Raw genomic sequence first — 23,303 nt, forward strand, 5'->3', positions numbered from 1 at the left:
AAGAAGGTTTCAGACACAATGCGTAGCGTCGTCCTCGACACCGAAACGACCGGTATGCCGGTCACCGACGGCCACCGGATCATCGAGATCGGTTGCGTCGAACTCGAAGGCCGTCGTCTCACCGGCCGGCACTTCCACGTCTACCTGCAGCCCGACCGCGAGATCGACGAAGGCGCCATCGCGGTCCACGGCATCACCAACGACTACGTCAAGGACATGCCGCGCTTCCGCGAGGTGGCCAATGACTTCTTCGAGTTCATCAACGGCGCGCAGCTGATCATCCACAACGCGGCGTTCGACGTTGGCTTCATCAACAACGAGTTCGCCCTGATCGGGCAGAGCGAGCGCGCCGAAGTCAGCGACTACTGCTCGATCCTCGATACCCTGCTGATGGCCCGCGAGCGCCATCCGGGCCAGCGCAACAACCTCGATGCCCTGTGCAAGCGCTACGGCGTCGACAACTCCGGCCGTGACCTCCACGGCGCACTGCTCGATGCCGAGATCCTCGCCGACGTCTACCTGGCGATGACCGGCGGCCAGACCAGCCTGTCGCTGGCTGGCAATGGCGCCGATACCGATGGCAGTGGCCGCGCTACCGCGACCGCGATCCGCCGCCTGGCGGCCGAGCGTTCGCTGACCCGGGTGATCCGCGCGACCGACGAGGAGCTGGAGGCTCACATTGCCCGCCTGGAGGTGATCGAGAAGTCCGCCGGCGCGCCGCCGCTGTGGGTGCAGATGGACGCGCCGAAGGAGTGATCCTCCGCGCTGCCTGAGAAAAAGCCCCGAAAGGGGCTTTTTTGTTTTTCGTGGGGGCGAGCTGCACCTGTCACCCTTGCGACGTTTTATTACAGCCGCAAGCCGACCGCATTCCCCTACATTCCGTGAGTCCATACTCTGAGAGGGATCGACGCCCGTCGTACGTCCATTCAGGGGTTCACAATGTACAAAGACTTAAAATTCCCCATCCTCATCGTTCACCGCGACATCAAGGCCGACACCGTGGCCGGCGACCGGGTGAGGGATATCGCGCGGGAACTGGAGCAGGACGGCTTCAGCATCCTTTCCACCGCCAGTTCCGCCGAGGGACGCATCGTTGCCTCGACCCACCACGGGCTGGCCTGCATCCTGGTTGCCGCCGAGGGCGCGGGGGACAACCAGCGGCTGCTGCAGGACGTGGTGGAACTGATCCGCATGGCGCGGGTGCGCGCGCCGCACCTGCCGATCTTCGCCCTCGGCGAGCAGATGACCATCGAGAATGCGCCGGCCGAGTCCATGGCCGACCTGCACCAGCTGCGCGGCATCCTCTACCTGTTCGAAGACACCGTCCCGTTCCTGGCGCGCCAGGTCAGTCGCGCCGCGCGCAAGTACCTGGAAGGCCTGCTGCCGCCGTTCTTCCGTGCGCTGGTGGAGCACACCGCGCAGTCCAATTACTCCTGGCACACGCCCGGCCATGGCGGCGGCGTGGCCTATCGCAAGAGTCCGGTGGGGCAGGCGTTCCACCAGTTCTTCGGGGAAAACACCCTGCGTTCGGACCTCTCCGTCTCGGTGCCCGAGCTGGGTTCGCTGCTCGATCACACCGGCCCGCTGGCCGAAGCGGAAGCTCGCGCCGCGCGCAATTTCGGCGCCGACCACACCTACTTCGTGATCAACGGCACCTCCACGGCGAACAAGATCGTCTGGCACTCCATGGTCTGCCGCGATGACCTGGTGCTGGTGGACCGCAACTGCCACAAGTCGATCCTGCACGCGATCATCATGACTGGCGCCATCCCGCTGTACCTGACGCCGGAACGCAACGAACTGGGCATCATCGGGCCCATTCCGTTGTCGGAATTCAGCCGCGAATCCATCGCCGCGAAGATCGAGGCCAGCCCCCTGGCCCGTGGCCGCGAGCCGAAGGTGCGGCTGGCCGTGGTGACCAATTCCACCTACGACGGCCTCTGCTACAACGCGCAGATGATCAAGCAGGCCCTGGGTGACAGCGTCGAAGTGCTGCATTTCGACGAGGCCTGGTATGCCTACGCGGCTTTCCACGACTTCTATGAGGGCCGCTATGGCATGGGCACCAGCCGTGACGCGGGCGGCCCGATGGTCTTTGCCACCCACTCCACGCACAAGATGCTCGCCGCCTTCAGCCAGGCCTCGATGATCCACGTGCAGGACGCGGGTGTGCGGCGCTTCGAGCAGGCGCGCTTCAACGAAGCCTTCATGATGCACATCTCCACCTCGCCGCAGTACGGCATCATCGCCTCGCTGGACGTGGCCTCGGCGATGATGGAGGGCCCGGCGGGGCGTTCGCTGATCCAGGAGACTTTCGACGAGGCCCTGAGCTTCCGTCGTGCGCTGGCCAATGTGCAGCAGAATCTCGCGGAAGACGACTGGTGGTTCTGCGTCTGGCAGCCGCCGGGCGTCGAGGGGACCGACGAGGTGAAGACCCGCGATTGGGTGCTGGAACCCAATGCCGACTGGCACGGCTTCGGCGACGCGGTAGAGGACTACGTGCTGCTCGACCCGATCAAGGTCACCCTGGCCACGCCGGGCCTGACCGCGGGTGGTCGCTTGGACTCGCGCGGAATTCCCGCCGCGGTAGTCAGTCGCTTCCTCTGGGAGCGCGGGCTGGTGGTGGAAAAGACCGGGCTGTACTCCTTCCTCGTGCTGTTCTCCATGGGCGTGACCAAGGGCAAGTGGAGCACCCTGGTCACCGAACTGCTGGAGTTCAAGCGCAGCTACGATGCCAACCAGCCGCTGGCGGACGCGCTGCCGAGCGTCGCCCAGGCTGGCGGCGTGCGCTATGCAGGCATGGGCCTGCGCGACCTGTGCGATGAACTGCACCGCTGTTATCGCGACCACGCCACGGCGAAGGCAATGAAGCGCATGTACACGGTGCTGCCGGAGATCGCCATACGCCCGGCCGATGCCTATGCGCAGCTGGTGCGCGGCGAGGTCGAGGCGGTGCCTATCGATCGGTTGGAAGGGCGCATTGCCGCGGTGATGCTGGTGCCATATCCGCCAGGAATTCCGCTGATCATGCCAGGCGAACGGTTCACCGAATCGACCCGTTCCATACTCGATTACCTGGCCTTCGCCCAGAGTTTCGAGCGCAACTTCCCCGGCTTCGATTCGGACGTCCATGGCCTGCAGGTGCGCGAGGTAGACGGGCAGAAGCGCTACACCGTGGAATGCTGCAAATGACCGTCCGGCTACTGACAGAAGTGACATACATCGCTGTATGAAAAGTAGAACTATCCTTGTGCGCATCGGTAAAGGGAGAAATTGAGGAAAAAGGGAGGTTTCCCCCATGCGCTGTCCCGTGACGTTGCCGAACGAGAGCGAGCGCCTGAGCACGCTCTCTGACTATGGATTCGACGACGAAAGCCTGCTGCCGAGCCTCGACCCGGTAGTGCAGATCGCCGTGCGCATGTTCGACATGCCGGTCGCGGCGGTGAACATGATCGGCAGTGACCATGTGTTCTTCGCCGCCGCCACCGGTATCGGTGAGGTCGACATGGGGCGCGACGTGTCCTTCTGCGCCCACGCCATCACCCAGGACGGTGTGATGGTGGTGGGCGATGCCAGCCGCGACGAGCGCTTCCACGACAACCCGCTGGTGACCGCGCCCAATGGCGTGCGTTTCTATGCCGGCGTGCCGTTGCTGTCGGTGGAAGGGCAGGCGCTGGGCGCGCTGTGCATCATCGATAGCCAACCCCACGAGGATTTCTCCCGCGAGGACTGCGAGCGCCTCCGTGAGCTGGCGCGAATGGCGGCCGATCGCCTGGAGTTGCGCCGCATCGAGGTCGCCTCGGCGCGTACCCGGCCGCTGTTCGAAGAGTATGCCGGCACCTCGCCGACGCCCGTGGTGTGGTTCGACTGCTGGGGGGAAATCGGCGCCTGGAACGAAGCCGCCGCCAACCTGTTCGGCTATGACCTGGCCGAGGGCAGCGGTCAGGCGTTCGAGCTGCTGCTTCCCGAGCGCAATCGTTCTTTTTTCCGCGCGCTGATCAGCGGGGCGAGCGATGCCACGTCCCTGGATGGCGTGGCCGTTCCCGGCGAAATCGTTGGCGTCCGCAAGGACGGCAGCGAGCTGGCCCTGGGGCTGACCCTGTTCAGCTGGACGGAGAAGGGCAAGCTCAAGTTCGAAGCCGTGCTCAAGGACCTCACCGCGCGTCAGCTCGAAGAGGAAGCGTTGCGCCAGTTGGCCAGTGTCGACGTGCTGACCGGGCTGGCCAACCGAGGCCAGTTCTACCGGCGTACCGAAGAGGTGCTGGTGCAGTCGCACCCTGCGGCCGTGCTGATGATCGACCTGGACGGCTTCAAGGATGTCAACGACTCCCTCGGCCATGCCGTGGGCGACGGCATCCTGCGTCAGGTTGCGTCGCGCCTGGTTCGCCTGGCCAGCGGCACCGCGACGGTGGCGCGCATCGGTGGTGACGAATTCGCCATCCTCGAACCCAACCTGATTTCCCCTGAACATGCGATGCGCTTGGCCCAGGCGGTCATCGCGAGCATCGCCGAGCCCATCGTTATCGATGCCCATGAAGTGCGGGTCGCCGCCAGCTGTGGCGTGGCGCTCGCGCCGCTGCATGCGCAGGAAGCGCTGGACCTGGTGGGCGACGCCGATCTTGCGCTGTTCAAGGCCAAGAGCAGCGGGCGCAGCCATGCCTTCGTGTTCGTCCCGGCGTTGAAGATGGAGGCGGCCGCGCGGCATCTGTACGGCATGGAGCTGCACCGCGCCGTGGCCAATGGCGAATTCCTGTTGTTCTACCAGCCCCAGGTCAGCCTCCGGGACGGCTCGCTGCGCGGCGCCGAGGCGTTGATCCGCTGGCAGCACCCGCAACGGGGACTGTTGTCCCCGGCGGCGTTCCTGCCCTCGCTCGAAGGTGGTCCGCTGGCCGCCATCGTCGGTGCCTGGATTCTCGACGAAGCCTGCGCCCAGGCGGCGTATTGGCGGCGAAACGGGGCGCCGGAGTTGCGCATGGGGGTCAACCTATTCGGTGCGCAGTTCCGCATGGGCAACCTCGTCACCCAGGTGCTGGAGGCCTTGGAGCGGCACGGCCTGCCCGCCGAGGCGCTGGAGCTGGAAATTACCGAGAACATCGTCCTCAACCACGATGATGTGGTGCTCAGTGCGCTGCACAGCCTGCGTTCCCAAGGCGTGGGTATCGCCTTTGACGACTTCGGCACCGGCTATGCGTCGCTCAGCCTGCTGAAGACCTATCCGCTGTCGCGCATCAAGATCGACCGCACCTTCGTCAACGGCATGCTGGAAACCCAGCAGGACCTCTCGGTGATCCGCGCCATCCTGGACATGGCGCGCAGTTTCAACCTGGAGACCATCGCCGAAGGCATCGAGACCTCGGCCCAGCGCGACCGCCTGCGCGCCGAGCGTTGCACCGAAGGGCAGGGGTACCTGTTCGCCAAGCCGATGCCATCGCTGCAGTTCGAGCAGTTGTATGGCATTGGCGGGCGGCAGGTCGGCTCGACGGGATAGCCGCGGTTTTTCTGCTGCTCCATTGACCGGGCGGGGCGAAATTGCGCGAAACGCGCGCTGTCGCCCTGCAAAACGGTTTCCTCCTTTGCCCGGCGCTGTCTACCCTGTAGGACAGATTGGCGCTTTGCGTGCGATCAGGCTGGTTTTGCCTGGAAGCAAAGCACCGCAATACAGGGTCGAGTCGCGGGCTTCTAAGGAGCGCAGATGGCGGAAGCGAAAAAGGGCAGCATGGGATTCTGGAGCTGCACTGCGCTGGTGGTTGGCAATATGGTCGGCTCGGGCGTGTTCCTGTTGCCCTCGAGCCTGGCGGCATTTGGCGGGCTCAGCCTGTTCGGCTGGCTGGTATCGAGCACCGGCGCGGTGCTGTTGGCCTTCACCTTCGCCCGGCTGGCCCGGCTCAATCCCGGTGCCGGTGGCCCCTATGCCTATACCCGCGATGGATTCGGCAGCTTCGCCGGCTACCTGTGCGCCTGGACCTACTGGAAGGCAGCGTGGATCGGCAATGCCGCCATCGCCGTCACCCTGGTGGGTTATCTGCGGGTCTTTATCCCGGCGCTTGCCGATCCGATCCTGATGGTCGCCGTCGCCATCGGCGCAATCTGGCTGTGCACCCTGATCAACCTGCGCGGCATCACCGCTTTCGCTGTGGTGCAGAATTGCCTGACCGCGCTGAAGCTGATCCCGCTGCTGCTGGTGGGTATCCTCGGCTGGTTCCACTTCAACCCCGATTACCTGACCATCCCCGCGCCGAGCGAGCTGCCGGGCATGGGCTATGCCCAGGCTATCGCCACCACGGCGGCGTTGACGCTGTGGTCGTTCATCGGCCTGGAATCGGCCACCGTGCCGGCGGACGACGTGCGCGATCCGAAGAAGACCATTCCCCGCGCCACCTTGTTCGGCACCTTGGCGGCCGCTTCCGTGTACATCCTGTCGATCACGGCCGTACAGGGGCTGATGCCGCCGGAAGTGCTGGCCAAATCCACCTCGCCCTTCGCCGATGCCGCGCGCATCCTCTTGGGCGACTGGGGCTACTACCTGGTGGCTGGCGGCGCAGTGATCGCCTGCCTGGGCGCGCTCAACGGCTGGGTGTTGCTGCAGGGGCAGATTCCCGTGGCGCCGGCGCGTGACGGCCTGTTCCCGGAATCCCTGGGCAAGCTCAACAAGAACGGCGCGCCGGCCAACGGCCTGCTGGCGTCGGGCTTGCTGGTGACGGCGCTGGTGATGGTCGACGGCCATGGCGAGCTGGTGGAGGTCTTCAACGTCATCATCCTGCTCGGCACCATGACCGGTGTCGTGCCGTACGCCTTCTGTACCGCTGCGCTGCTGCAGCTGTTGGCGGTGAAACCGGAGTCCTTCTCCCCGCGTTCGCGCCCGCAGGTATTGGCCATCGGTTGCCTGGGCTTCCTCTATTCGCTGTGGGCGCTGTACGGCACCGGCGAGCAGGCGATCTTCTGGGGCTTCCTGGTGTTCATGGCCGGTATCCCGATGTACACCTGGCGCCAGTACCGAAACCGCGCCCAGGGATTGCCGCTGGCGGCGGGCGACTGATTGCCGCGCTCTTGAGGCTTTCGCCCGATCAGGCACTTGCTGGCTTGATTGCTGGCCAATTCGCGTCCGATGCCGTGGCCTGTGTCACAGACCACGGCATCGACTTTTGGTCTTGCCTTGTTATAGTGACGCGATTTCCGACATCTATTTCCCACGCGAAAAAGCGACACAAATAAGAACTGTTGGCCCGGGCTCCAGCGGCAGGGTGCCGTACCCAGATGTGAAGCAGGGCAATCCCGAGGACATCCCCGTGACCGAATACAAAGCTTTCCGCGTTGAACTGGCGGACAAGATCGCCCATGTGCAGATCAATCGTCCGGAAAAGATCAACGCTATGAACGCCGATTTCTGGAAGGAAATCATCGAAATCTTCCAGTGGGCTGACGAAACGGATGAAGTCCGCGTGGTCGTGCTCAGCGGCGCCGGCAAGCATTTCTCCGCCGGTATCGACCTGGCGCTGCTGGCCCAGGCCGGTAGTCAACTGAGCAAGGACGTCGGCCGCAACGCCCGCGTCCTGCGCAAGACCATCCTGCAGCTGCAGGGCTCCTTCAATGCCGTGGACAACTGCAGCAAGCCGGTCCTCGCCGCGATCCAGGGTTACTGCATCGGTGGCGCCATCGACCTCGTCTCGGCCTGCGACATGCGTTACTGCAGCAGCGACGCGCTGTTCTCCATCAAGGAGATCGACATGGGCATGGCCGCTGACGTCGGCACGCTGCAGCGCCTGCCGCGCATCATCGGTGACGGCATCATGCGCGAGCTGGCCTACACCGGCCGCAACGCCGATGCCGAGGAAGCCCGTCAGATCGGCCTGGTCAACCGCGTCTATGCCGACCACGCCGCGCTGCTCGACGGTGTGATGGAGATTGCCCGGCAGATCGCCGCCAAGTCGCCGATCGCCATCCGCGGCACCAAGGAAATGATTGGCTACGCCCGCGACCACCGTGTCGAGGACGGCCTGGAGTACATCGCCACCTGGAACGCCGCCATGCTGCAGTCCGCCGACCTGCAGACCGCCATGATGGCGCACATGAGCAAGAAGACTCCCGAGTTCGCCGATTGATGCCCTTCCACTCTTCTTGCGCGCAGGAGGCGCACTAGGCCGATGGTTACTGGAGCCACGTCCCTCAGTCTGGTCCGCGACGAGCTGTTCGCGACGATGGAAGAGGCCGAGCAGAACCTCGAGCACTTCATCGCCGAACGCGAGAACGGCAGCCTGCTGCAACATTCCGTCGAGTGCCTGAGCCAGATTCGCGGCACGCTGAACCTGATCGAACTGGCCGGCGCCGAACTGCTGGCCCAGGAAGCGCTCGACCTGGCTACCGACATTCCCGCCGGCGTCAGCGAGGACCGTGACGGCCAGTTGGCCGCCCTGGGCAATGCACTGTATGTGCTGCGCCGCTACCTCGAGAACCTGGAAGCCCATCGCCAGGAAATCCCCGAGTTGCTGCTGCCGGCGATCAACGACGTGCGCCAGGCCGCCGGCCAGCCGGCGCTGCCGGAGAGCTTCTTCTTCAGCGCCCGCCTGGACCTGCCGCGCCCGCTGCGGGCCGTCACCGCGCCAAAGGTGGATGATCGCGAGCGTGAAGTCCGCCGCCTGCGGCAGATGTACCAGGTCGGCCTGCTTGGGCTGATCCGCGAACAGAACCTCTATCCCAGCCTGAAACTGATGGGTCGTGCGCTGGGCAAGCTCGACGTGCTGCTGGGCAGCGTCGCGCGTACTCGCCTGTGCTGGGTCGGCGCCGGTGCGCTGGAAGCGCTGGTCGATGCGCAGATGCTGCCGCGCAAGACGCGCAAGCTGGTGTTCTCGCGCCTGGACCGCGAGCTCAAGCAGATGATCGCCAACCCGCAGTACGAAGCGCCGCGGCAACTGCTCAAGGAACTGCTCTACCTCACCGCGCTGGCCGATACCCAGGGACCGCTCGCCATGGAGCTGCGCCAGGTATTCGGCCTGGCATCGCTGCCGTTCACCGATCACCTGCTCGAAGACGAGTCCCAGCGCCTGTCCGGGCCTGGCCAGTCGGTGATGCGCTCGTTGTCGGTGGCGATCCGCGAGGAGCTCACGGCGGTGAAGGACCAGCTCGACCTGATCGAGCGCGGCGTGTCCCAGGCCGATGCGCTGGGCACCCTGCACACCCAGTTGGGCAAGCTGGCCAAGACCCTGGGCATGGTCGGCCTGAACTCCGCCTCCACATCGCTGCAGCACCAGCACGGCGTGGTCGCCGGCTGGGTGGCCAAAGGCGCGGTGGACGATCCGGTGGCGCTCAACTCACTGGCCGACGCGCTGCTGTACGTCGAAAGCATGGTCGGCAACCTGGAGCGCGGCGAACGCATGAGTGCGCGCCCGGCGCCGGTGGGGGAGGACGATTCCTTTGCCGTCCACCAGCTCGCCGAAGCGCGCATCGTGGTGATCGACGAAGCCCAGGCCGGCCTGGCGCTGGCCAAGCGCGCGATCACCGCCTACCTGGAATCCAATGGCGACAAGCTGCACCTTGCCAACGTTCCCACCAGCCTGCAGGCGGTGCGTGGCGGTCTGTGGTTCCTCGGTCAGGAGCGCGCGGCATTGCTCGTGGGGGCCTGTGCCGATTACATTCAGGGGCAGATGATCGAGACGACGCAGATGCCGTCCGAGCAGATGCTGGAAACCCTGGCCGACGCTCTGACCGGCCTGGAGTATTACCTGGAGGGTGGAGCCATGATGCGGCCTGAAGGCCAACCCGACGTCCTGGATGTCGCCAGCGAGAGCGTCAAGGCCCTTGGCCTGACGGTGGCCGCCTGATGCGCACCGGACGTTGGGAATCCTCGCTGTTCGAGATGGCGGCGAACGGTGGCTGGGCGCTCGCTCACTGCCAGCAGCAGTTCCTCGCCGACAGCAACGGCGTGCTGTTCCCCCGTGACTGGCTGAAGCGCCAGGACCTGTCAGTTCTGTCCGAACATGCTGTCGGCCAGTTCGATGGCGAGCCGGTGTACCTGCTGGAGATCGACCGTACCGACCCGCTGGAAGGCGCCAGCTGGATTGGCTTGCGCCAGTTCATGATGCAGGCCGAGGAAGACATCTTCGCCATGCTCGGCTTCGCCAGCCAGATCGGCATCTGGTGGCGGCAGAACCGCTTCTGCGGCAGCTGCGGCCAGCCCAACCAGCGCATGCCCCGCGACCGCGCCATGCATTGCCCCGCGTGCGAAATCCAGCGTTACCCGCTGCTGTCGCCGAGCATGATCGTGCTGGTGACCCGTGGTGATGAAGTGTTGCTGGCGCGCTCGCCGCGCTTCGTGCCGGGCATGTACAGCACCCTGGCCGGCTTCGTCGAGCCGGGCGAGTCGGTGGAGCATTGCGTCGCGCGCGAAGTGCGCGAGGAAGTGGGGATCGAGATTGGCAATATCCGCTACATGGGCAGCCAGCCCTGGCCGTTCCCGCATTCGCTGATGTTCGGCTACCACGCCGAGTACGTCAGCGGCGAGATCGTCATGCAGCCGGACGAAATCGAGGATGCCCGCTGGTTCCACGTCGACGAGCTGCCGCGCCTGCCGGCCGAGCGCTCCATCGCCCGCTACCTGATCGAGGTCTACCTGGCGCGCCGCGCCGGTCGTCCCGATCCCGTCCTGCCCGGCGGCGCCTGAGGCTTCAGGCGCCGACCACGGCTGTCAGGCTGCGCTGAACCAGTGCTGCCAGGCCAGGCGCACGGTCAGCGCCAATACCACCAGGATGAACACCGGACGGATGAACTTGGCGCCGCCGCCGATCGCCGTGCGCGCGCCGAAATAGGCGCCGACCATCAGTGAGCTGCCCATGCACAAGCCGAGCAGCCAGACCACTTGCCCCGAAGCGATGAACACCGCCAGCGCCACGATGTTGCTGACGAAGTTCATGCTGCGCGCTACGCCGCTGGCGCGCACCAGGTCCAGGGGGTACATCAGCAGCGTGCTGACGGTCCAGAAGGCGCCGGTGCCGGGGCCGGCCACGCCGTCGTAGAAGCCCAGGCCGAGACCTTGAGGCCACTGGCGGCGCTGGGCGATGCGCGGGTTGGCGTCCAGCGGCGCCTCGGGCGTCTTACCGAACAACAGGTACAGGCCGCAGCCGAACACCACCACCGGCAGCATGCGGTTCAGCCATTCCGCCGGCATCAGGTGCGCAGCCCAGGCACCCAGCGCGGCGCCGATGGCCGTGGCGATCAAGCCCTTGCGCCACTTGCGCGGCTCGAACAGCTTGCGGCGGTAGAAGGTGTGGCTGGCCACGGCGGCGCCAAAGGTCGAGCTCAGCTTGTTGGTACCCAGCGCCAGGTGTGGCGGGACGCCAGCGGTGAGGAGGGCGGGGATGGTCAGCAGCCCACCGCCGCCAGCGATGGCGTCGATGAAGCCGGCGAGGAAGGCGACGCCGGCGAGGATGAGCAGGGTGCTGGGATCTACGACGAGTTCGAAGGGCATGGGTTCGGCCTTGTTCAGGAGCCCGATGCGCCGCTCCTTTGTAAGGAGTGGCTGGCAGGAAAACGTTAACGGGCCCGAAAGCTGCAACGGTCTGGCTGGCCGCGCAGGTACGCGGTGCGCATAATGCCGGCAATTCTACGAGGAAGGAACTCATTCGATGCAGTACGACGGTCTGGCCTGGGTCGTGGCCTTCCTGGCGTTGCTGGCTCTGCTGCTGGCGGCGCGCATTCTGTTCGACCGTCACTGGTTCCTCGGCTGGCTGCGTGGCACCGCCGGCCTGTTGTTCGGCGCACTCGCCGTGCTGGTGGCGCTGGTGGCCTGGGATCTGCGCAGCTATGAGCCGCTGCCCCAGGATCGCCCCCTGGCGACGCTGAGTTTCCACCGGGTGGCGGATCAGCGCTTCGAGGTGACGCTGCTCGAAGGCGCGCAGGAGCGCCGTGTCGAGTTGGCCGGCGATCTTTGGCAACTGGATACCCGTGTCCTGGAGTGGAAGGGGTTGGCGCGGCTGATCGGCCTGGCGCCGGGCTATCGCCTGCAGGACCTCAGCGGCCGCTTCCTGGCCGTGGAGCAGCAGGCCATGGGGCGCAAGGTACCGCTGGCTTCCGATATCCTGGGCATCGACCTCTGGCGCTGGCTGCGGGACGGCCAGCACGACCTGCTGACCTTCGTGCCAAAGGCGGGCAGGGTGAATTACCTGCCGATGGCCGATCAGGCGGTGTTCGCCGTGCGCTATGGCGCGGGTGGGCTGACGGCGGAGCCGATGAATGCCGCGGCGATCCAGGCGCTCAAGGATTGGCAGTGAGTGTAGGAGCGGATTCATCCGCGATTTCTTCACGGCGGATGCCGATCGCGGACGGAGTCCGCTCCTACGTGAATTGATATTTCACACCTATGAAAAAGGGAGCCAATCGGCTCCCTTTTTCGTTTCCGCGAAAAGCCTTACGCGAGGAAGCCGCCGTCCACGTTCAGCGTTACGCCGGTGGTGTAGCTGGAGGCATCGCTGGCGAGGTACAGCACGGCGCCGGCCATTTCGCTCGGGTCGGCTACGCGCTTGAGCGGGATGCGCTGCAGAGCAACGTTGCGGATGGCGTCGTTGCTCACCAGCGCCGAGGCGAACTTGGTGTCGGTCAGGCCCGGCAGCAGAGCGTTGCAGCGGATGTTGAACTGCGCGCATTCCTTGGCGAAGACCTTGGTCATGCTGATCACCGCAGCCTTGGTCACCGAGTAGATGCCCTGGAACTCGCCCGGGGTGACGCCGTTGACCGAGGCGACGTTGATGATGCTGCCGCCGCCATTGGCCTTCATCAGCTTGCCGCCTTCGATGGACATGAAGTAGTAGCCGCGGATGTTCACGTCGACGGTCTTCTGGAAGGCCGACAGGTCGGTGTCCAGCACGTTGCAGAATTGCGGGTTGGTGGCGGCGTTGTTGACCAGGATGTCCAGGCGGCCGAACTGCTCGCGGATCTGCGCGAAGACGGCCTGGATCTGTTCCATCTCGCCGATGTGGCAGGCGATTGCGGTGGCCTTGCCGCCGGCGGCATTGATCTCGTCAGCCACGGCCTGGCAGCCATCGATCTTGCGGCTGGATACGATCACGTGGGCGCCCTGTTGGGCCAGCAGCTTGGCGATGGCTTCGCCGATGCCGCGGCTGGCGCCGGAAACGAAGGCGATCTTGCCGTCGAGGTCGAACAGTTGGGTCTTGGACATGGGAGTTCTCCTTATTCTCTAGCGCCGTTACAGGCGGGACTTGCCGATGACCTGCAGGCTCACCTGTTCCAGCAGCTTGTTGGCGTGGATAAAGGTGGCGAAGCGCTTGTCCTGGGTCTGGCCGTGGAAGAAGCGGTAGTAGATCTGCTGCATGATGCCGGCCAGGCGGAACAGGCCGTAGGTGTAGTAGTAATCGAGGTTGTCGATCTGGATGCCGGCGCGCTCGGCGTAGTAGTCGGCGAACTGCTGGCGGGTCAGCATGCCCGGCTCGTGGCTGGGCTGGCGGCGCAGCATCTGCATCGGCTGCGGGTCGCCCGCTTCGATCCAGTAGGCGAGGGTGTTGCCCAGGTCCATCAGCGGATCACCGATGGTGGTCATCTCCCAGTCGAGCACGCCGATGATCTGCATCGGGTTGTTCGGGTCGAGGATGACGTTGTCGAAGCGATAGTCGTTGTGCACGATGCCCGGCTTGTGGTGGTCGGCCGGCATCTTCTCGCGCAGCCATACCTTCACCTGTTCCCAGGCCGGCGCGTCGGGGGTCAGGGACTTCTCGTAGCGATCGATCCAGCCGCCGATCTGGCGCTGCACGTAGCCCTCGGGCTTGCCCAGGTCACCCAGGCCGCAGGCGTTGTAGTCGACGTTGTGCAGGTCGACGAACTTGTCGATGAAGCTCTTGCAAAGGGCGGTGGTCTTCTCGGCATCGAGGTTCAGCTCCTTGGGCAGGTCGCTGCGCAGGATGATGCCGTTGACCCGCTCCATGACGTAGAACTCAGCGCCGATCACCGATTCATCGGTGCAGTAGGCGTACGCCTTGGGGCAGTAGGGGAAGCCGTCCTTGAGCTGGTTCAGGATGCGGTACTCGCGGCCCATGTCGTGGGCCGACTTGGCCTTCTTGCCGAACGGCGGGCGGCGCAGGACCAGTTCCTGGTTGTCGTACTGGATCAGGTAGGTCAGGTTCGACGCGCCGCCGGGGAACTGGCTGATGCGCGGCTGGCCCTGCAGGCCGGGAATGTGGTCCTTGAGGTAGCCGTCGATCACGGCGGCATCGAGTTCTTCGCCTTCGCGGGAGCGGATGGTCTGGTCGGTCAACGACATGCTGGTCCCTTCTTGTACTGGGCTTGTACGGGTCATCGCACCGCAGCGAAGGCGGCGGGCAAGGGTGGCGCGCAAGGTGGCGTCGTGCTCTTGCCTGATGGGTAATGGCTGAATCAGGCAGGGCAATGATGGCGCCGGGTGATCATTGGCTAATCTAATGTCGGCCTCTGCCGCTCACAAGCACGATAGGACGTTATTGGCGTCCGTGTTGCACCCCGATCAAGCTGCCTGATTCGCGGGCCAGAGCGGGGCGCAGGCATAAAAAAACCGGAGCCAGGGACTCCGGTTTTTCATGCTGCGTGGGCAGGTTCTCTCGGATCAGACCGGGAACAGTTCGCCCAGCTTCATCGCCAGCATCATGTCGCCTTCGGCGCGCAGCTTGCCAGCCATGAAGGCTTGCATGCCGTCGGTTTCGCCGCTGGTGATGCCCTTGAGGGTCTCGCTGTCCATGATCAGGGTGACGTTGGGGGACTCGGCGTCGCCCTGTACGACTTCGCAGGTGCCGTCCTTGACGACCAGGTAGTGGTTGTCGCCGTCTTCGATGTTGAACTGGAACACCAGATCCAGGCCGGCGGCCGCGCTGGCGTTGAACTTGCTCTTCATGGTGGAAACGATGTCAGCAACACTCATGGTTCTATTCCTTTTCTAGGTTTTCTCGCGCGACGCTCGGCGCCGCAATGGGCCGGTACTCAACGATAGGTGATGAGTTCCGGCGCCTTCAACAGTTCCAGATGCACGTGACTGTTGAAGGAAGCCAGGGCCACTTCGCTGCCGCGGAACTTCAGGCGGTTGAGCGAGGTGTTGACGATCTGCCAGTTGAGCTCGAAGGCGTTCAGCGCCGGAATGCCGGTCACCTGCTGGAGTACCGCGGTGATGGTGCCGCCGGAGGTGAATACGCCGATGTTGTCCTTGCCGCTGGCCGACTCCAGCAGGCGCTTCATGCCGCCGTGCACGGTGTCGAGGAATTCGGCCCAGCTGACCAGCCCATCCTTGTCGTGGTCGCCGGAAACCCAGCGGGCGATCACGGTGGAGAACAGGCGCTGGAATTCGGCGCGGTGGTCGGCGGCGTTGCGCATGATGTGCAGGGCTTGCGGCTCGATTTCCAGCAGGTCCGGCAGGTGCGCGCGGATCACTGCGTCGGCTTCGAATTCGTTGAAGGCGGAATCGATTTCCAGGGTTGGCGTGTCGATCCCCGCTTCGTTCAGCCGGCCCATCACCGCTTCGGCGGTATGACGCTGGCGGCGCAGGTCGCCGGCGACGCAGCGATCGAAGCGCAGGCCCAGGCTGGCCAGGTGCTCGCCAAGGATTTGTGCCTGGCGCACGCCGGTGTCCGAGAGCACATCGTAATCGTCGGCACCGAACGAAGCCTGGCCATGTCGAATCAGGTAGATGCTTCCCACGCGCAGTATCCCGGCAGGGCTGAAAGTTCCGGCGAGGTTATGAGGATCACCTGGGGCTGTCAACGAAAAAACATACGCTTGTTTGAATGCTATTCGCTGGACTGATACAGCGGTTTGCCAGCGCTGGTGGCGGGCCGGCGGCGTGGGTATGCTTGCGGGATTCACAGCGCTTGTCTCGCGTGCGCGAACAGAATTGTAAAAGGGGATGTGAGTGGAGTTTCTAGCGGATTACGCAGGTTTCCTGGCCAAGACCTTCACCGTGGTGGTGGCCATCGTCATCGTCCTGGTCGTGATCGCCGCATTGCGCGGTCGCGGCCGTCGTGGTGGCAGCGGGCACCTGGAGGTGCACAAGCTCAACGACTTCTACAAGGAGCTGCGCGAGCGCCTGCAGCACAGTGTGCTGGAGAAGGCCAAGCTGAAGGCCCTGCGCAAGTCCGAGGCGAAAAGCCTGAAGGACGCGAAAAAGAAGAAGGGCGGCGAGAAGAGCCGCGTCTACGTGCTCGACTTCGATGGCGACATCAAGGCCTCGGCCACCGAGCACCTGCGTCATGAAGTCACCGCGCTCCTGACCCTGGCCACCTCGCGCGACGAAGTGGTACTGCGCCTGGAGAGCGGCGGCGGCATGGTCCATGGCTATGGCCTGGCCGCATCCCAGCTGGCGCGCATCCGCCAGGCCGGCGTGCCGCTGACCGTCTGCGTCGACAAGGTCGCGGCGAGCGGCGGCTACATGATGGCCTGCATCGGCGAGCGCATCCTGTCTGCGCCGTTCGCCATTCTTGGCTCCATTGGCGTGGTGGCGCAGCTGCCCAACGTCAATCGTCTGCTGAAGAAGCACGACATCGACTTCGAGGTGCTCACCGCTGGCGAGTACAAGCGCACCCTGACCGTGTTCGGCGAGAACACCGACAAGGGTCGCGAGAAGTTCCAGGAAGACCTGGAAACCACCCATGAACTGTTCAAGCGCTTCGTCGTTCATTATCGCCCGCAACTGGCCATCGACGAGATCGCCACCGGCGAGGTCTGGCTGGGCCAGGCGGCGCTGGGCAAGAAACTGGTCGACGAGCTCAAGACCAGTGACGAATACCTGGCCGAACGCGCCCGCGAGGCGGATGTCTACCAGCTCAGTTATGTGCAGAAGAAGTCCATCCAGGAGCGCTTCGGCGTGGGCGTCAGCGGCGTGATCGATCGCGTGCTGGTGACCTGGTGGGACCGCCTGGGCCGCAGCCGTTTCTGGCAGTGACTCTTCTGGCAATGATTGGGCGTCGGGCGCTGGGATCGCGCCCGTTCTGAATTCGAAAGAGGAGGGTCGAGATGAGTGCATTCAAGGCGTTGTGGGTCACGGAAAGCGCGCACGGCGTGCATGACCTGCAGGTGGCCGAGCGGCAGGTTGCCGATCTGCCGGCGGGCGAAGTGCTGGTGCGGGTGAAGTATTCCTCGCTGAACTACAAGGATGCGCTGTCCGCCAGCGGCAACCGTGGCGTCACCCGCAAGTACCCGCATACGCCCGGCATCGACGCCGCCGGCGTGGTGGAAGAGTCCTCGGTGGGCGAATTCGCCGCTGGCGACGAAGTTATCGTTACCGGCTATGACCTGGGAATGAACACGCCGGGCGGTTTCGGCCAGTACATCCGCGTGCCCGCGGCTTGGCTGATCAAGCGCCCGCAGGGCCTGTCGCTGCGCGAATCGATGATCCTCGGCACCGCCGGCCTGACCGCTGCGCTGTGCGTCGACAAGCTGGAGCGCGCCGGCGTCACGCCGTCCGCCGGCCCGATCCTGGTCACCGGTGCCACCGGCGGCGTGGGCAGCATCGCGGTGATGCTGCTGGCGCAACTGGGCTACACCGTGGCTGCCGCCACCGGCAAGCTGGAGCAGGCCGAACTGCTGAATCGTCTGGGCGCGCGGCAGATCCTCGACCGCGCCACCGTTTCCGACGGCGTCGACAAGCCGTTGCTGCGCGAGCAGTGGGCCGGTGCGGTGGATACCGTGGGCGGCGACATTCTGTTCAACGTGGTCAAGTCGCTGCAGTACGGCGGCAGCGTCGCCTGCTGCGGCCTGACCGCCGGCGCCGCCTTCAAGGCCACCGTGCTGCCGTTCATCCTGCGCGGCGTGAACCTGCTGGGCGTGGACTCGGTGGAGCTGCCGCTGGTGGTCAAGGCTTCCATGTGGGACAAGCTGTCCCTGCAATGGAAGCTCGACAACCTCGAAGCGGCCGTCCGCGAGGTCAAACTCGACGAACTGCCGGCCGCCATTCATCAGATCCTCGCCGGAAAGCTGGTCGGCCGGGTGCTGGTGAATCTGGACTGATGCCCGTGCCGGGCCTGGGTATCAGCCCAGGTCCGGCAGCAGGTAATCCGCCCACAGCGAATCGGCGAACTGACTTCGGAAGAAGCCGAAATGGCCGATGCGCTTCACGCCGATATCCTCCGGCGCGATTCTCTTCAGAGTCTTCGGCGAGCCACGGTAGAAACCGTGCAGCGACTCGGTATTGCGCCCGGACATCATCTCGTCGTCGGTGAAGGAGATGGAGGTGATCGGTGTGCTTACCGAGGAATACGCCTCGCGCACCGCACCGCCTTCCGCGCCCACCGAATACTCCGGGTCCAGGCACCAGCGCCGCCATTGCTCGATCACCCCGCGCGGCAGGTCGCCGACCACACCCAGGCGCTTGCCGGGGAAGTAGCCCAGCAGCGGCGTGATCGTCGGTGCCAGCAGGTACCAGAGCAGCCAGGCCTTGTGCCGCAGGCCTTTGGTGTTTTCGCGCCAGTAACCGCTTCCGGTGGCGATGGTGAAGGCGTGGTGGATGCGCTCGGTGCCACGCACGAAGGGCAGGATCTGCCCGCCGAGGCTGTGGCCGATCCAGTACACCGGCAGGTCGCCTGCGGCCTCGACCACGGCGTCGAGCATGGCACTGCAATCCAGGTTGCCCCAGGCGACGATGTTGACGTCCAGGTCACGCAGGTGCCCGGCGCGGGATTTGCCCATGCCGACATAGTCGAAGGTGACTGTGAGGTAGCCACGCTCGGCCAGCCAGTTGGCGAAGGCCGTGTAGAAGCGCTGCTCGACGCCCATGGCGGGAACGATCAGCACCGCTCCGCGGGCTTCGCCGGGTGGGTAGTACCAGTGGCTGGAGAGGCTTTGGCCATTGCCGTTGTCCAGCGGGCGGGGAAGCGGTGTGATCATGGCGCGGTCCCTCAGGCCTGGCTGATGTACATGGTGATGTCGGCGCGGAAGACCTTCTTGTCACCGACGTAGGCGAGCACCGGGACGATGATGTCGCCTTCCTGGTTCCAGTCCACCGCGCGGCCATCGGCCACGGCGCGTACGTCACCGTCGGCCTTGGCCAGGTATTCCACGGTCATGCCGCGGGGGATCCAGCGACGGCCCTTGGGGATCGACACGTCGGTCATGGTGCCGGCGGCCAGTTCGGCGGCGTTGCACAGGGCGATGGCGTGCACGGTGCCGATGTGGTTGAGCACCTCGCGGCGCTTGGGGAAGGTCACTTCCGCGTAGCCTGGGCGCAGCTCGACGAACTGCGGGGCGATGCTGGCGAAGTAGGGGGCGACCTGGCCGATCATGGCGCTGAACTGCGCGGGGCCGGCCTGCTGGTACATTTGCATCATCTGACTCATGGCAACTCCGGGGCAAAGCGGATTGAAGATGGATGCGCGCCCAGGCAGTATACGAAGACTAGAAATTAATTCTAGAAAAATATTCTAGAATTCTGTTCGAGCGGTTTTTCCAACAGGAACCCCATGGCCCGACCTTCCCGCAAAGACGACATCCTCCAGGCCGCGCTGGCCTGCTTCAGCGAATCCGGCGTGGACGCCACCACCATCGAGATGATCCGCGACCGCTCCGGTGCCAGCATCGGCAGCCTGTATCACCACTACGGCAACAAGGAGCGCATCATCGGCGCGCTGTACCTCACGGGTGTCGGTCAATACGCAGCGCTGCTGGATGCCGGCATTGAGGAGGGAATGAGCGCGGAGGCCTGCGTGAAGCTGTTCGTCACCTGCTACGTCGATTGGGTAGCGGCCAACCCGGAGTGGGCGCGTTTCATCCTGCACAGCCGAGGCCGCGTCGAAGCGGGGGAAGTGGGCGAGGCGTTGCGCGAGGCCAACCGCGAACAGGGCCGCCGCATTGCCGGGCTGCTCGCCGAGCATCGCAAGGCCGGCGCCTTCAAGGAGCTTGCGCCGGAGCTGTTCAATTCGGTGGTGATCGGGCCGAGCCAGGACTACGCGCGCAACTGGCTGGCCGGTCGCACGCGGGTGGACCTGATCGATTGCCGGGATCAGCTGGCGCAGATCGCCTGGGACAGCGTGCGGGCCTCATAGCTCTTGTAGGAGCGGAGCTTCTCCGCGATCCGGCCGGCAGGCCGGCGTCCTTATCTGAACGGCTGTATCGGCTTTGCCGGGATTTCGCGGAGAAGCTCCGCTCCTACAACAAGCTATTCGCGTAACCCTCCGAAAACGAAAAAGCCCCGCAATGCGGGGCTTTTTCTTGTCGCTGAATCAGCTCTGCCGGATCAGGCCAATTGGCGGCGACGGAACAGCGGTTGCGGCTGGGTCACCGAGGTCTGGTAGACCTCGCTGAAGTCGTCCAGGCCAGCCAGCGCCGCTTGCGGGTCGCGGTCGGCGCGGATGGCGTAGGCGTCGAAGCCACAGCTCTGCATGAAGAACAGCTGGTCGCGCAGGACATCGCCGATGGCGCGCACTTCGCCCTTGTAGCCGAAGCGCTCGCGCAGCAGGCGCGCGGTACTGAAGCCGCGACCGTCGGTGAAGGCGGGGAAGTTCACGGCGATCACCTGGAAGTTACCCAGGTCGTCGGCGATGGCTTCGGGCTCTTCGTCCGCATCCAGCCACACGCCCAGGCCGCCGTCGCGGCCGCGCAGGGCCGGGCCGTGTTCCAGCCACAGGTTCAGCGGGATGATCACGTCGTCGCAGTTGGGCACGGTTTCCAGGGTCGCGTCCTTGGGCAGCAGGTGCCAGCGGTCGTCGACGACCTCGCGGTTCTTAATGATTCGCTGCATATACGCGCTCCTTGAAGAGGTCGATGCCGATGCGACGGTAGGTATCGAGGAAGCGTTCCTCATCGGTGCGCTGTTCAACGTAGACCTTGATGATCTTCTCGATCACGTCGGCCATCTGCTCCTGGGCGAAGGACGGGCCGAGGATCTGTGCCAGGCTGGCGTCGCGGCTGGCGCTACCGCCGAGGGATACCTGGTAGAACTCCTCGCCCTTCTTGTCCACGCCGAGGATGCCGATGTGGCCGACGTGGTGGTGACCGCAGGCGTTCATGCAGCCGGAGATGTTCAGGTCGATGTCGCCGATGTCGAACAGGTAGTCGAGATCGTCGAAGCGACGCTGGATGGCTTCGGCCACCGGGATCGACTTGGCGTTGGCCAGGGAGCAGAAATCGCCGCCCGGGCAGCAGATGAGGTCGGTCAGCAGGCCCACGTTCGGGGTGGCGAAACCGCTCTCGCGCAATTCGCCCCAGAGGGTGAACAGCTGCGCCTGCTCGACGTCGGCGAGGATGATGTTCTGGTTATGGCTGTTGCGCACTTCGCCGAAGCTGAAGCGATCGGCGAGGTCGGCGATCACGTCCAGCTGCTTGTCGGTGACGTCGCCCGGCGCCACGCCGGTGGGCTTGAGCGACAGGGTCACGGCGACATAGCCGGGCTTCTTGTGGGCGAAGGTATTGCGGCTGCGCCAGCGGGCGAAGCCGGGGTGTTCGGCGTCTAGCTGGGCGAGGGCGGCGTCCTGGTCTTCCAGGGCCTGGTAGGCCGGGTCGACGAAGTGGGCGGCCACGCGCTGCAGTTCGGCGTCGGTCAGGGTGCTCGGGCCGTCCTTCAGGTTCGCCCATTCGGCGTCGACCCGCTGGGCGAAGACTTCCGGCGTCAGTGCCTTGACCAGGATCTTGATGCGCGCCTTGTACTTGTTGTCCCGCCGGCCATAGCGGTTGTACACGCGCAGGATGGCGTCCAGGTAGGACAGCAGGTGCTTCCAGGGCAGGAATTCATTGATGAAGCTGCCGACGATCGGGGTACGGCCCAGGCCGCCGCCGACGGAAACGCGGAAGCCCAGTTCACCGGCGTCGTTCTGCACCGCTTCCAGGCCGATGTCGTGCACCTCGATGGCGGCGCGGTCGCTCACGGCGCCGTTGACGGCGATCTTGAACTTGCGCGGCAGGTGGGCGAACTCGGGGTGGAAGGTCGACCACTGGCGGATGATCTCGCACCAGGGGCGCGGATCGACGAGTTCGTCACGGGCGACGCCGGCGAACTGGTCGGTGGTGGTGTTGCGGATGCAGTTGCCGCTGGTCTGGATCGCGTGCATCTGCACGGTGGCCAGCTCGGCGAGGATTTCCGGCACGTCTTCCAGTTCCGGCCAGTTGTACTGGACGTTCTGGCGGGTGCTGATGTGCGCGTAGCCCTTGTCGTAGTCACGGGCGATCTGCGCCAGCTTGCGGACCTGCGTCGAGGACAGCAGGCCGTAGGGCACGGCCACACGCAGCATGGGCGCATAGCGCTGGATGTACAGGCCATTCTGCAGACGCAGCGGGCGGAATTCCTCGCCGGTCAGCTCACCCGCCAGGTAACGGTGGGTCTGATCGCGGAACTGCTTGACGCGATCTTCTACGATCCTCTGATCGTATTCGTCATATACGTACATGAATCTTCCTGCTGTCAGGCTATGCGCTTAGGCGTACTGCGTTTCCCAGCGCGCACGGCAACGCGCTCCACGCGGAGTGGGGCGCACGATACCAGTTCGGGAATATGCGCAAAAGTGATGTTTGAGTATATGGCGAGAACTTTCGGATCTAAGCCGCGCCAGGCCTGAAACACAGGCGTGGCGGCGGCTGGCGCCAAGGTGATCGTCCTGCTCTGCGCCGCGGTTTTTCAGCGGCGCAGCGGTTATCGATCAGGTGTCGCGGCCGTGGGCGGCGTCGCGCAGGTGCGAGGTATCGACGCGAACGAAGATCGAATCGCCGACGCAAGTCAGCACATCACCGGCGTAGACCTCGCAGATGATCCGGCTCTTGCGCCCGACCTCGCCCTCGATGTGGGCCTTGAGGGTCAACGGCACGCCCATGGGCGTCGGCTTGATGTACTTGATGCCTAGGTTGCCGGTGACGCAGTCGATGCGCGGCAGGCTGCCCGGCTCGCGGCCTTCGGCGCGGTAGTGGTAGGCCATGGCGGTCCAGTTGGAATGGCAGTCCACCAGCATGGCGATCAGGCCGCCGTAGACCAGTTCCGGCCAGCCGCAGTACTTGGCTTCGGGCAGATGCTCAGCGACGACGTGGATGCCGTCCTCGTGCCAGCGGCTCTTGATGTGCAGGCCGTGCGGGTTGCTGCCGCCGCAGCCATAGCAGACGCCTTCCGGCGCGACGGTGTCTTGCAGTGAGTCCACGTGCATGGTCCTTCCTTAATCCACTTGCTTGTTCTTGTTGCAGGATCGTGTCGAAACCGCAGCCTAACGGCTTTGGCGGCGAAGCGGAAAGGGACGGTGCCTTGAGGGGAGGGCGGAGCTGGTCTTAACTCTTGCCTGTGGTCCTTCAGCCAATAACGAGAAAATGGGGGAAACATGAGCGAAGAATCGTCCAACAAGACCAGTGACAGTGTCGTCGATGCCCGCGCCGCGTTC

General features: G+C 64.8%; 21 protein-coding genes. 11 read left to right on the top strand and 10 right to left on the bottom strand.

Annotated elements, in window-relative coordinates:
* Positions 1 to 18 precede the first annotated feature (18 nt).
* From dnaQ to nudC, 7 genes are all read left to right on the top strand, one after another.
* Positions 19 to 756 (top strand): DNA polymerase III subunit epsilon, encoded by a 738-nt coding sequence (gene dnaQ / locus JVX91_RS15865; protein WP_205335153.1) that lies wholly within the window; start codon positions 19 to 21, stop codon positions 754 to 756.
* A 183-nt stretch (positions 757 to 939) separates the two neighbouring features.
* Positions 940 to 3,192: an arginine/lysine/ornithine decarboxylase gene (locus tag JVX91_RS15870; RefSeq protein WP_205335154.1), complete on the top strand. Its 2,253-nt coding sequence runs from the start codon at positions 940 to 942 to the stop codon at positions 3,190 to 3,192.
* Positions 3,193 to 3,298: 106 nt separating this feature from the next.
* The gene (locus tag JVX91_RS15875; RefSeq protein ID WP_205335155.1) at positions 3,299 to 5,488 is read left to right on the top strand and encodes an EAL domain-containing protein; all 2,190 of its coding nucleotides are present in this window, start codon (positions 3,299 to 3,301) and stop codon (positions 5,486 to 5,488) included.
* Positions 5,489 to 5,692: 204 nt separating this feature from the next.
* Positions 5,693 to 7,036 carry an amino acid permease gene (locus JVX91_RS15880; protein WP_205335156.1) on the top strand — a complete coding sequence of 448 codons (1,344 nt, stop codon included), beginning with the start codon at positions 5,693 to 5,695 and terminating at the stop codon, positions 7,034 to 7,036.
* Between the two features lie 250 nt (positions 7,037 to 7,286).
* On the top strand, positions 7,287 to 8,099 hold the full coding sequence (locus JVX91_RS15885; RefSeq protein ID WP_205335157.1) for a crotonase/enoyl-CoA hydratase family protein: 813 nt from the start codon (positions 7,287 to 7,289) through the stop codon (positions 8,097 to 8,099).
* 42 nt (positions 8,100 to 8,141) lie between these two features.
* A complete protein-coding gene (locus JVX91_RS15890; RefSeq protein WP_205335158.1) occupies positions 8,142 to 9,815 on the top strand; it encodes a ferrous iron transporter B in 1,674 nt (557 codons plus the stop codon).
* The gene (gene nudC, locus JVX91_RS15895; protein WP_205335159.1) at positions 9,815 to 10,654 is read left to right on the top strand and encodes an NAD(+) diphosphatase; all 840 of its coding nucleotides are present in this window, start codon (positions 9,815 to 9,817) and stop codon (positions 10,652 to 10,654) included. Before JVX91_RS15890 ends, nudC begins: the two co-directional genes overlap by 1 nt.
* A gap of 24 nt (positions 10,655 to 10,678) precedes the next feature.
* Here the strand turns inward: nudC and JVX91_RS15900 are convergent, their stop codons facing one another.
* Positions 10,679 to 11,458, bottom strand: a complete 780-nt coding sequence (locus JVX91_RS15900; RefSeq protein WP_205335160.1) for a TSUP family transporter — start codon at positions 11,456 to 11,458, stop codon at positions 10,679 to 10,681.
* Positions 11,459 to 11,615: 157 nt separating this feature from the next.
* Between JVX91_RS15900 and JVX91_RS15905 the strand changes: the two genes are divergently transcribed.
* Positions 11,616 to 12,260: a hypothetical protein gene (locus tag JVX91_RS15905; RefSeq protein ID WP_205335161.1), complete on the top strand. Its 645-nt coding sequence runs from the start codon at positions 11,616 to 11,618 to the stop codon at positions 12,258 to 12,260.
* A gap of 137 nt (positions 12,261 to 12,397) precedes the next feature.
* Here JVX91_RS15905 and JVX91_RS15910 read toward each other — a convergent pair whose 3' ends face one another.
* From JVX91_RS15910 to JVX91_RS15925, 4 genes are all read right to left on the bottom strand, one after another.
* Positions 12,398 to 13,165 (bottom strand): SDR family oxidoreductase, encoded by a 768-nt coding sequence (locus tag JVX91_RS15910; protein WP_205335162.1) that lies wholly within the window; start codon positions 13,163 to 13,165, stop codon positions 12,398 to 12,400.
* A gap of 27 nt (positions 13,166 to 13,192) precedes the next feature.
* On the bottom strand, positions 13,193 to 14,260 hold the full coding sequence (locus JVX91_RS15915) for a phosphotransferase family protein (protein ID WP_205335163.1): 1,068 nt from the start codon (positions 14,258 to 14,260) through the stop codon (positions 13,193 to 13,195).
* A 318-nt stretch (positions 14,261 to 14,578) separates the two neighbouring features.
* Positions 14,579 to 14,890 carry an SCP2 sterol-binding domain-containing protein gene (locus JVX91_RS15920; RefSeq protein WP_017519529.1) on the bottom strand — a complete coding sequence of 104 codons (312 nt, stop codon included), beginning with the start codon at positions 14,888 to 14,890 and terminating at the stop codon, positions 14,579 to 14,581.
* Between the two features lie 59 nt (positions 14,891 to 14,949).
* Positions 14,950 to 15,660: a histidine phosphatase family protein gene (locus JVX91_RS15925; protein ID WP_205335164.1), complete on the bottom strand. Its 711-nt coding sequence runs from the start codon at positions 15,658 to 15,660 to the stop codon at positions 14,950 to 14,952.
* 211 nt (positions 15,661 to 15,871) lie between these two features.
* Here JVX91_RS15925 and sohB point away from each other — a divergent pair, with 211 nt between their 5' ends.
* Together sohB and JVX91_RS15935 are read left to right on the top strand one after the other, a co-directional pair.
* Positions 15,872 to 16,900 carry a protease SohB gene (gene sohB / locus JVX91_RS15930; protein ID WP_205335165.1) on the top strand — a complete coding sequence of 343 codons (1,029 nt, stop codon included), beginning with the start codon at positions 15,872 to 15,874 and terminating at the stop codon, positions 16,898 to 16,900.
* Positions 16,901 to 16,971: 71 nt separating this feature from the next.
* Positions 16,972 to 17,964 carry a YhdH/YhfP family quinone oxidoreductase gene (locus JVX91_RS15935; protein ID WP_205335166.1) on the top strand — a complete coding sequence of 331 codons (993 nt, stop codon included), beginning with the start codon at positions 16,972 to 16,974 and terminating at the stop codon, positions 17,962 to 17,964.
* A gap of 21 nt (positions 17,965 to 17,985) precedes the next feature.
* Here JVX91_RS15935 and JVX91_RS15940 read toward each other — a convergent pair whose 3' ends face one another.
* Both JVX91_RS15940 and JVX91_RS15945 read right to left on the bottom strand, forming a co-directional pair.
* Positions 17,986 to 18,840, bottom strand: coding sequence for an alpha/beta fold hydrolase (locus JVX91_RS15940; protein ID WP_205335167.1), 855 nt, complete (start codon positions 18,838 to 18,840; stop codon positions 17,986 to 17,988).
* A gap of 11 nt (positions 18,841 to 18,851) precedes the next feature.
* Complete coding sequence (locus JVX91_RS15945; RefSeq protein WP_205335168.1) at positions 18,852 to 19,289, bottom strand: hotdog fold domain-containing protein; 438 nt, start codon at positions 19,287 to 19,289, stop codon at positions 18,852 to 18,854.
* Positions 19,290 to 19,412: 123 nt separating this feature from the next.
* Here JVX91_RS15945 and JVX91_RS15950 point away from each other — a divergent pair, with 123 nt between their 5' ends.
* Entirely contained in the window at positions 19,413 to 19,994 is a 582-nt protein-coding gene (locus JVX91_RS15950) for a TetR/AcrR family transcriptional regulator (RefSeq protein ID WP_205335169.1), read from the top strand.
* A gap of 191 nt (positions 19,995 to 20,185) precedes the next feature.
* Here the strand turns inward: JVX91_RS15950 and JVX91_RS15955 are convergent, their stop codons facing one another.
* The 3 genes from JVX91_RS15955 to JVX91_RS15965 form a co-directional block, all read right to left on the bottom strand.
* Positions 20,186 to 20,689 carry a DUF934 domain-containing protein gene (locus tag JVX91_RS15955; RefSeq protein ID WP_205335170.1) on the bottom strand — a complete coding sequence of 168 codons (504 nt, stop codon included), beginning with the start codon at positions 20,687 to 20,689 and terminating at the stop codon, positions 20,186 to 20,188.
* Positions 20,673 to 22,331, bottom strand: a complete 1,659-nt coding sequence (locus JVX91_RS15960; protein WP_205335171.1) for a nitrite/sulfite reductase — start codon at positions 22,329 to 22,331, stop codon at positions 20,673 to 20,675. The genes JVX91_RS15955 and JVX91_RS15960 overlap by 17 nt, the downstream gene beginning before the upstream one ends.
* Before the next feature lie 249 nt (positions 22,332 to 22,580).
* On the bottom strand, positions 22,581 to 23,075 hold the full coding sequence (locus tag JVX91_RS15965; RefSeq protein ID WP_205335172.1) for a PaaI family thioesterase: 495 nt from the start codon (positions 23,073 to 23,075) through the stop codon (positions 22,581 to 22,583).
* Positions 23,076 to 23,303 lie beyond the last annotated feature (228 nt).

The sequence above is a fragment of the Pseudomonas sp. PDNC002 genome (assembly GCF_016919445.1).
Lineage (GTDB): Bacteria > Pseudomonadota > Gammaproteobacteria > Pseudomonadales > Pseudomonadaceae > Pseudomonas.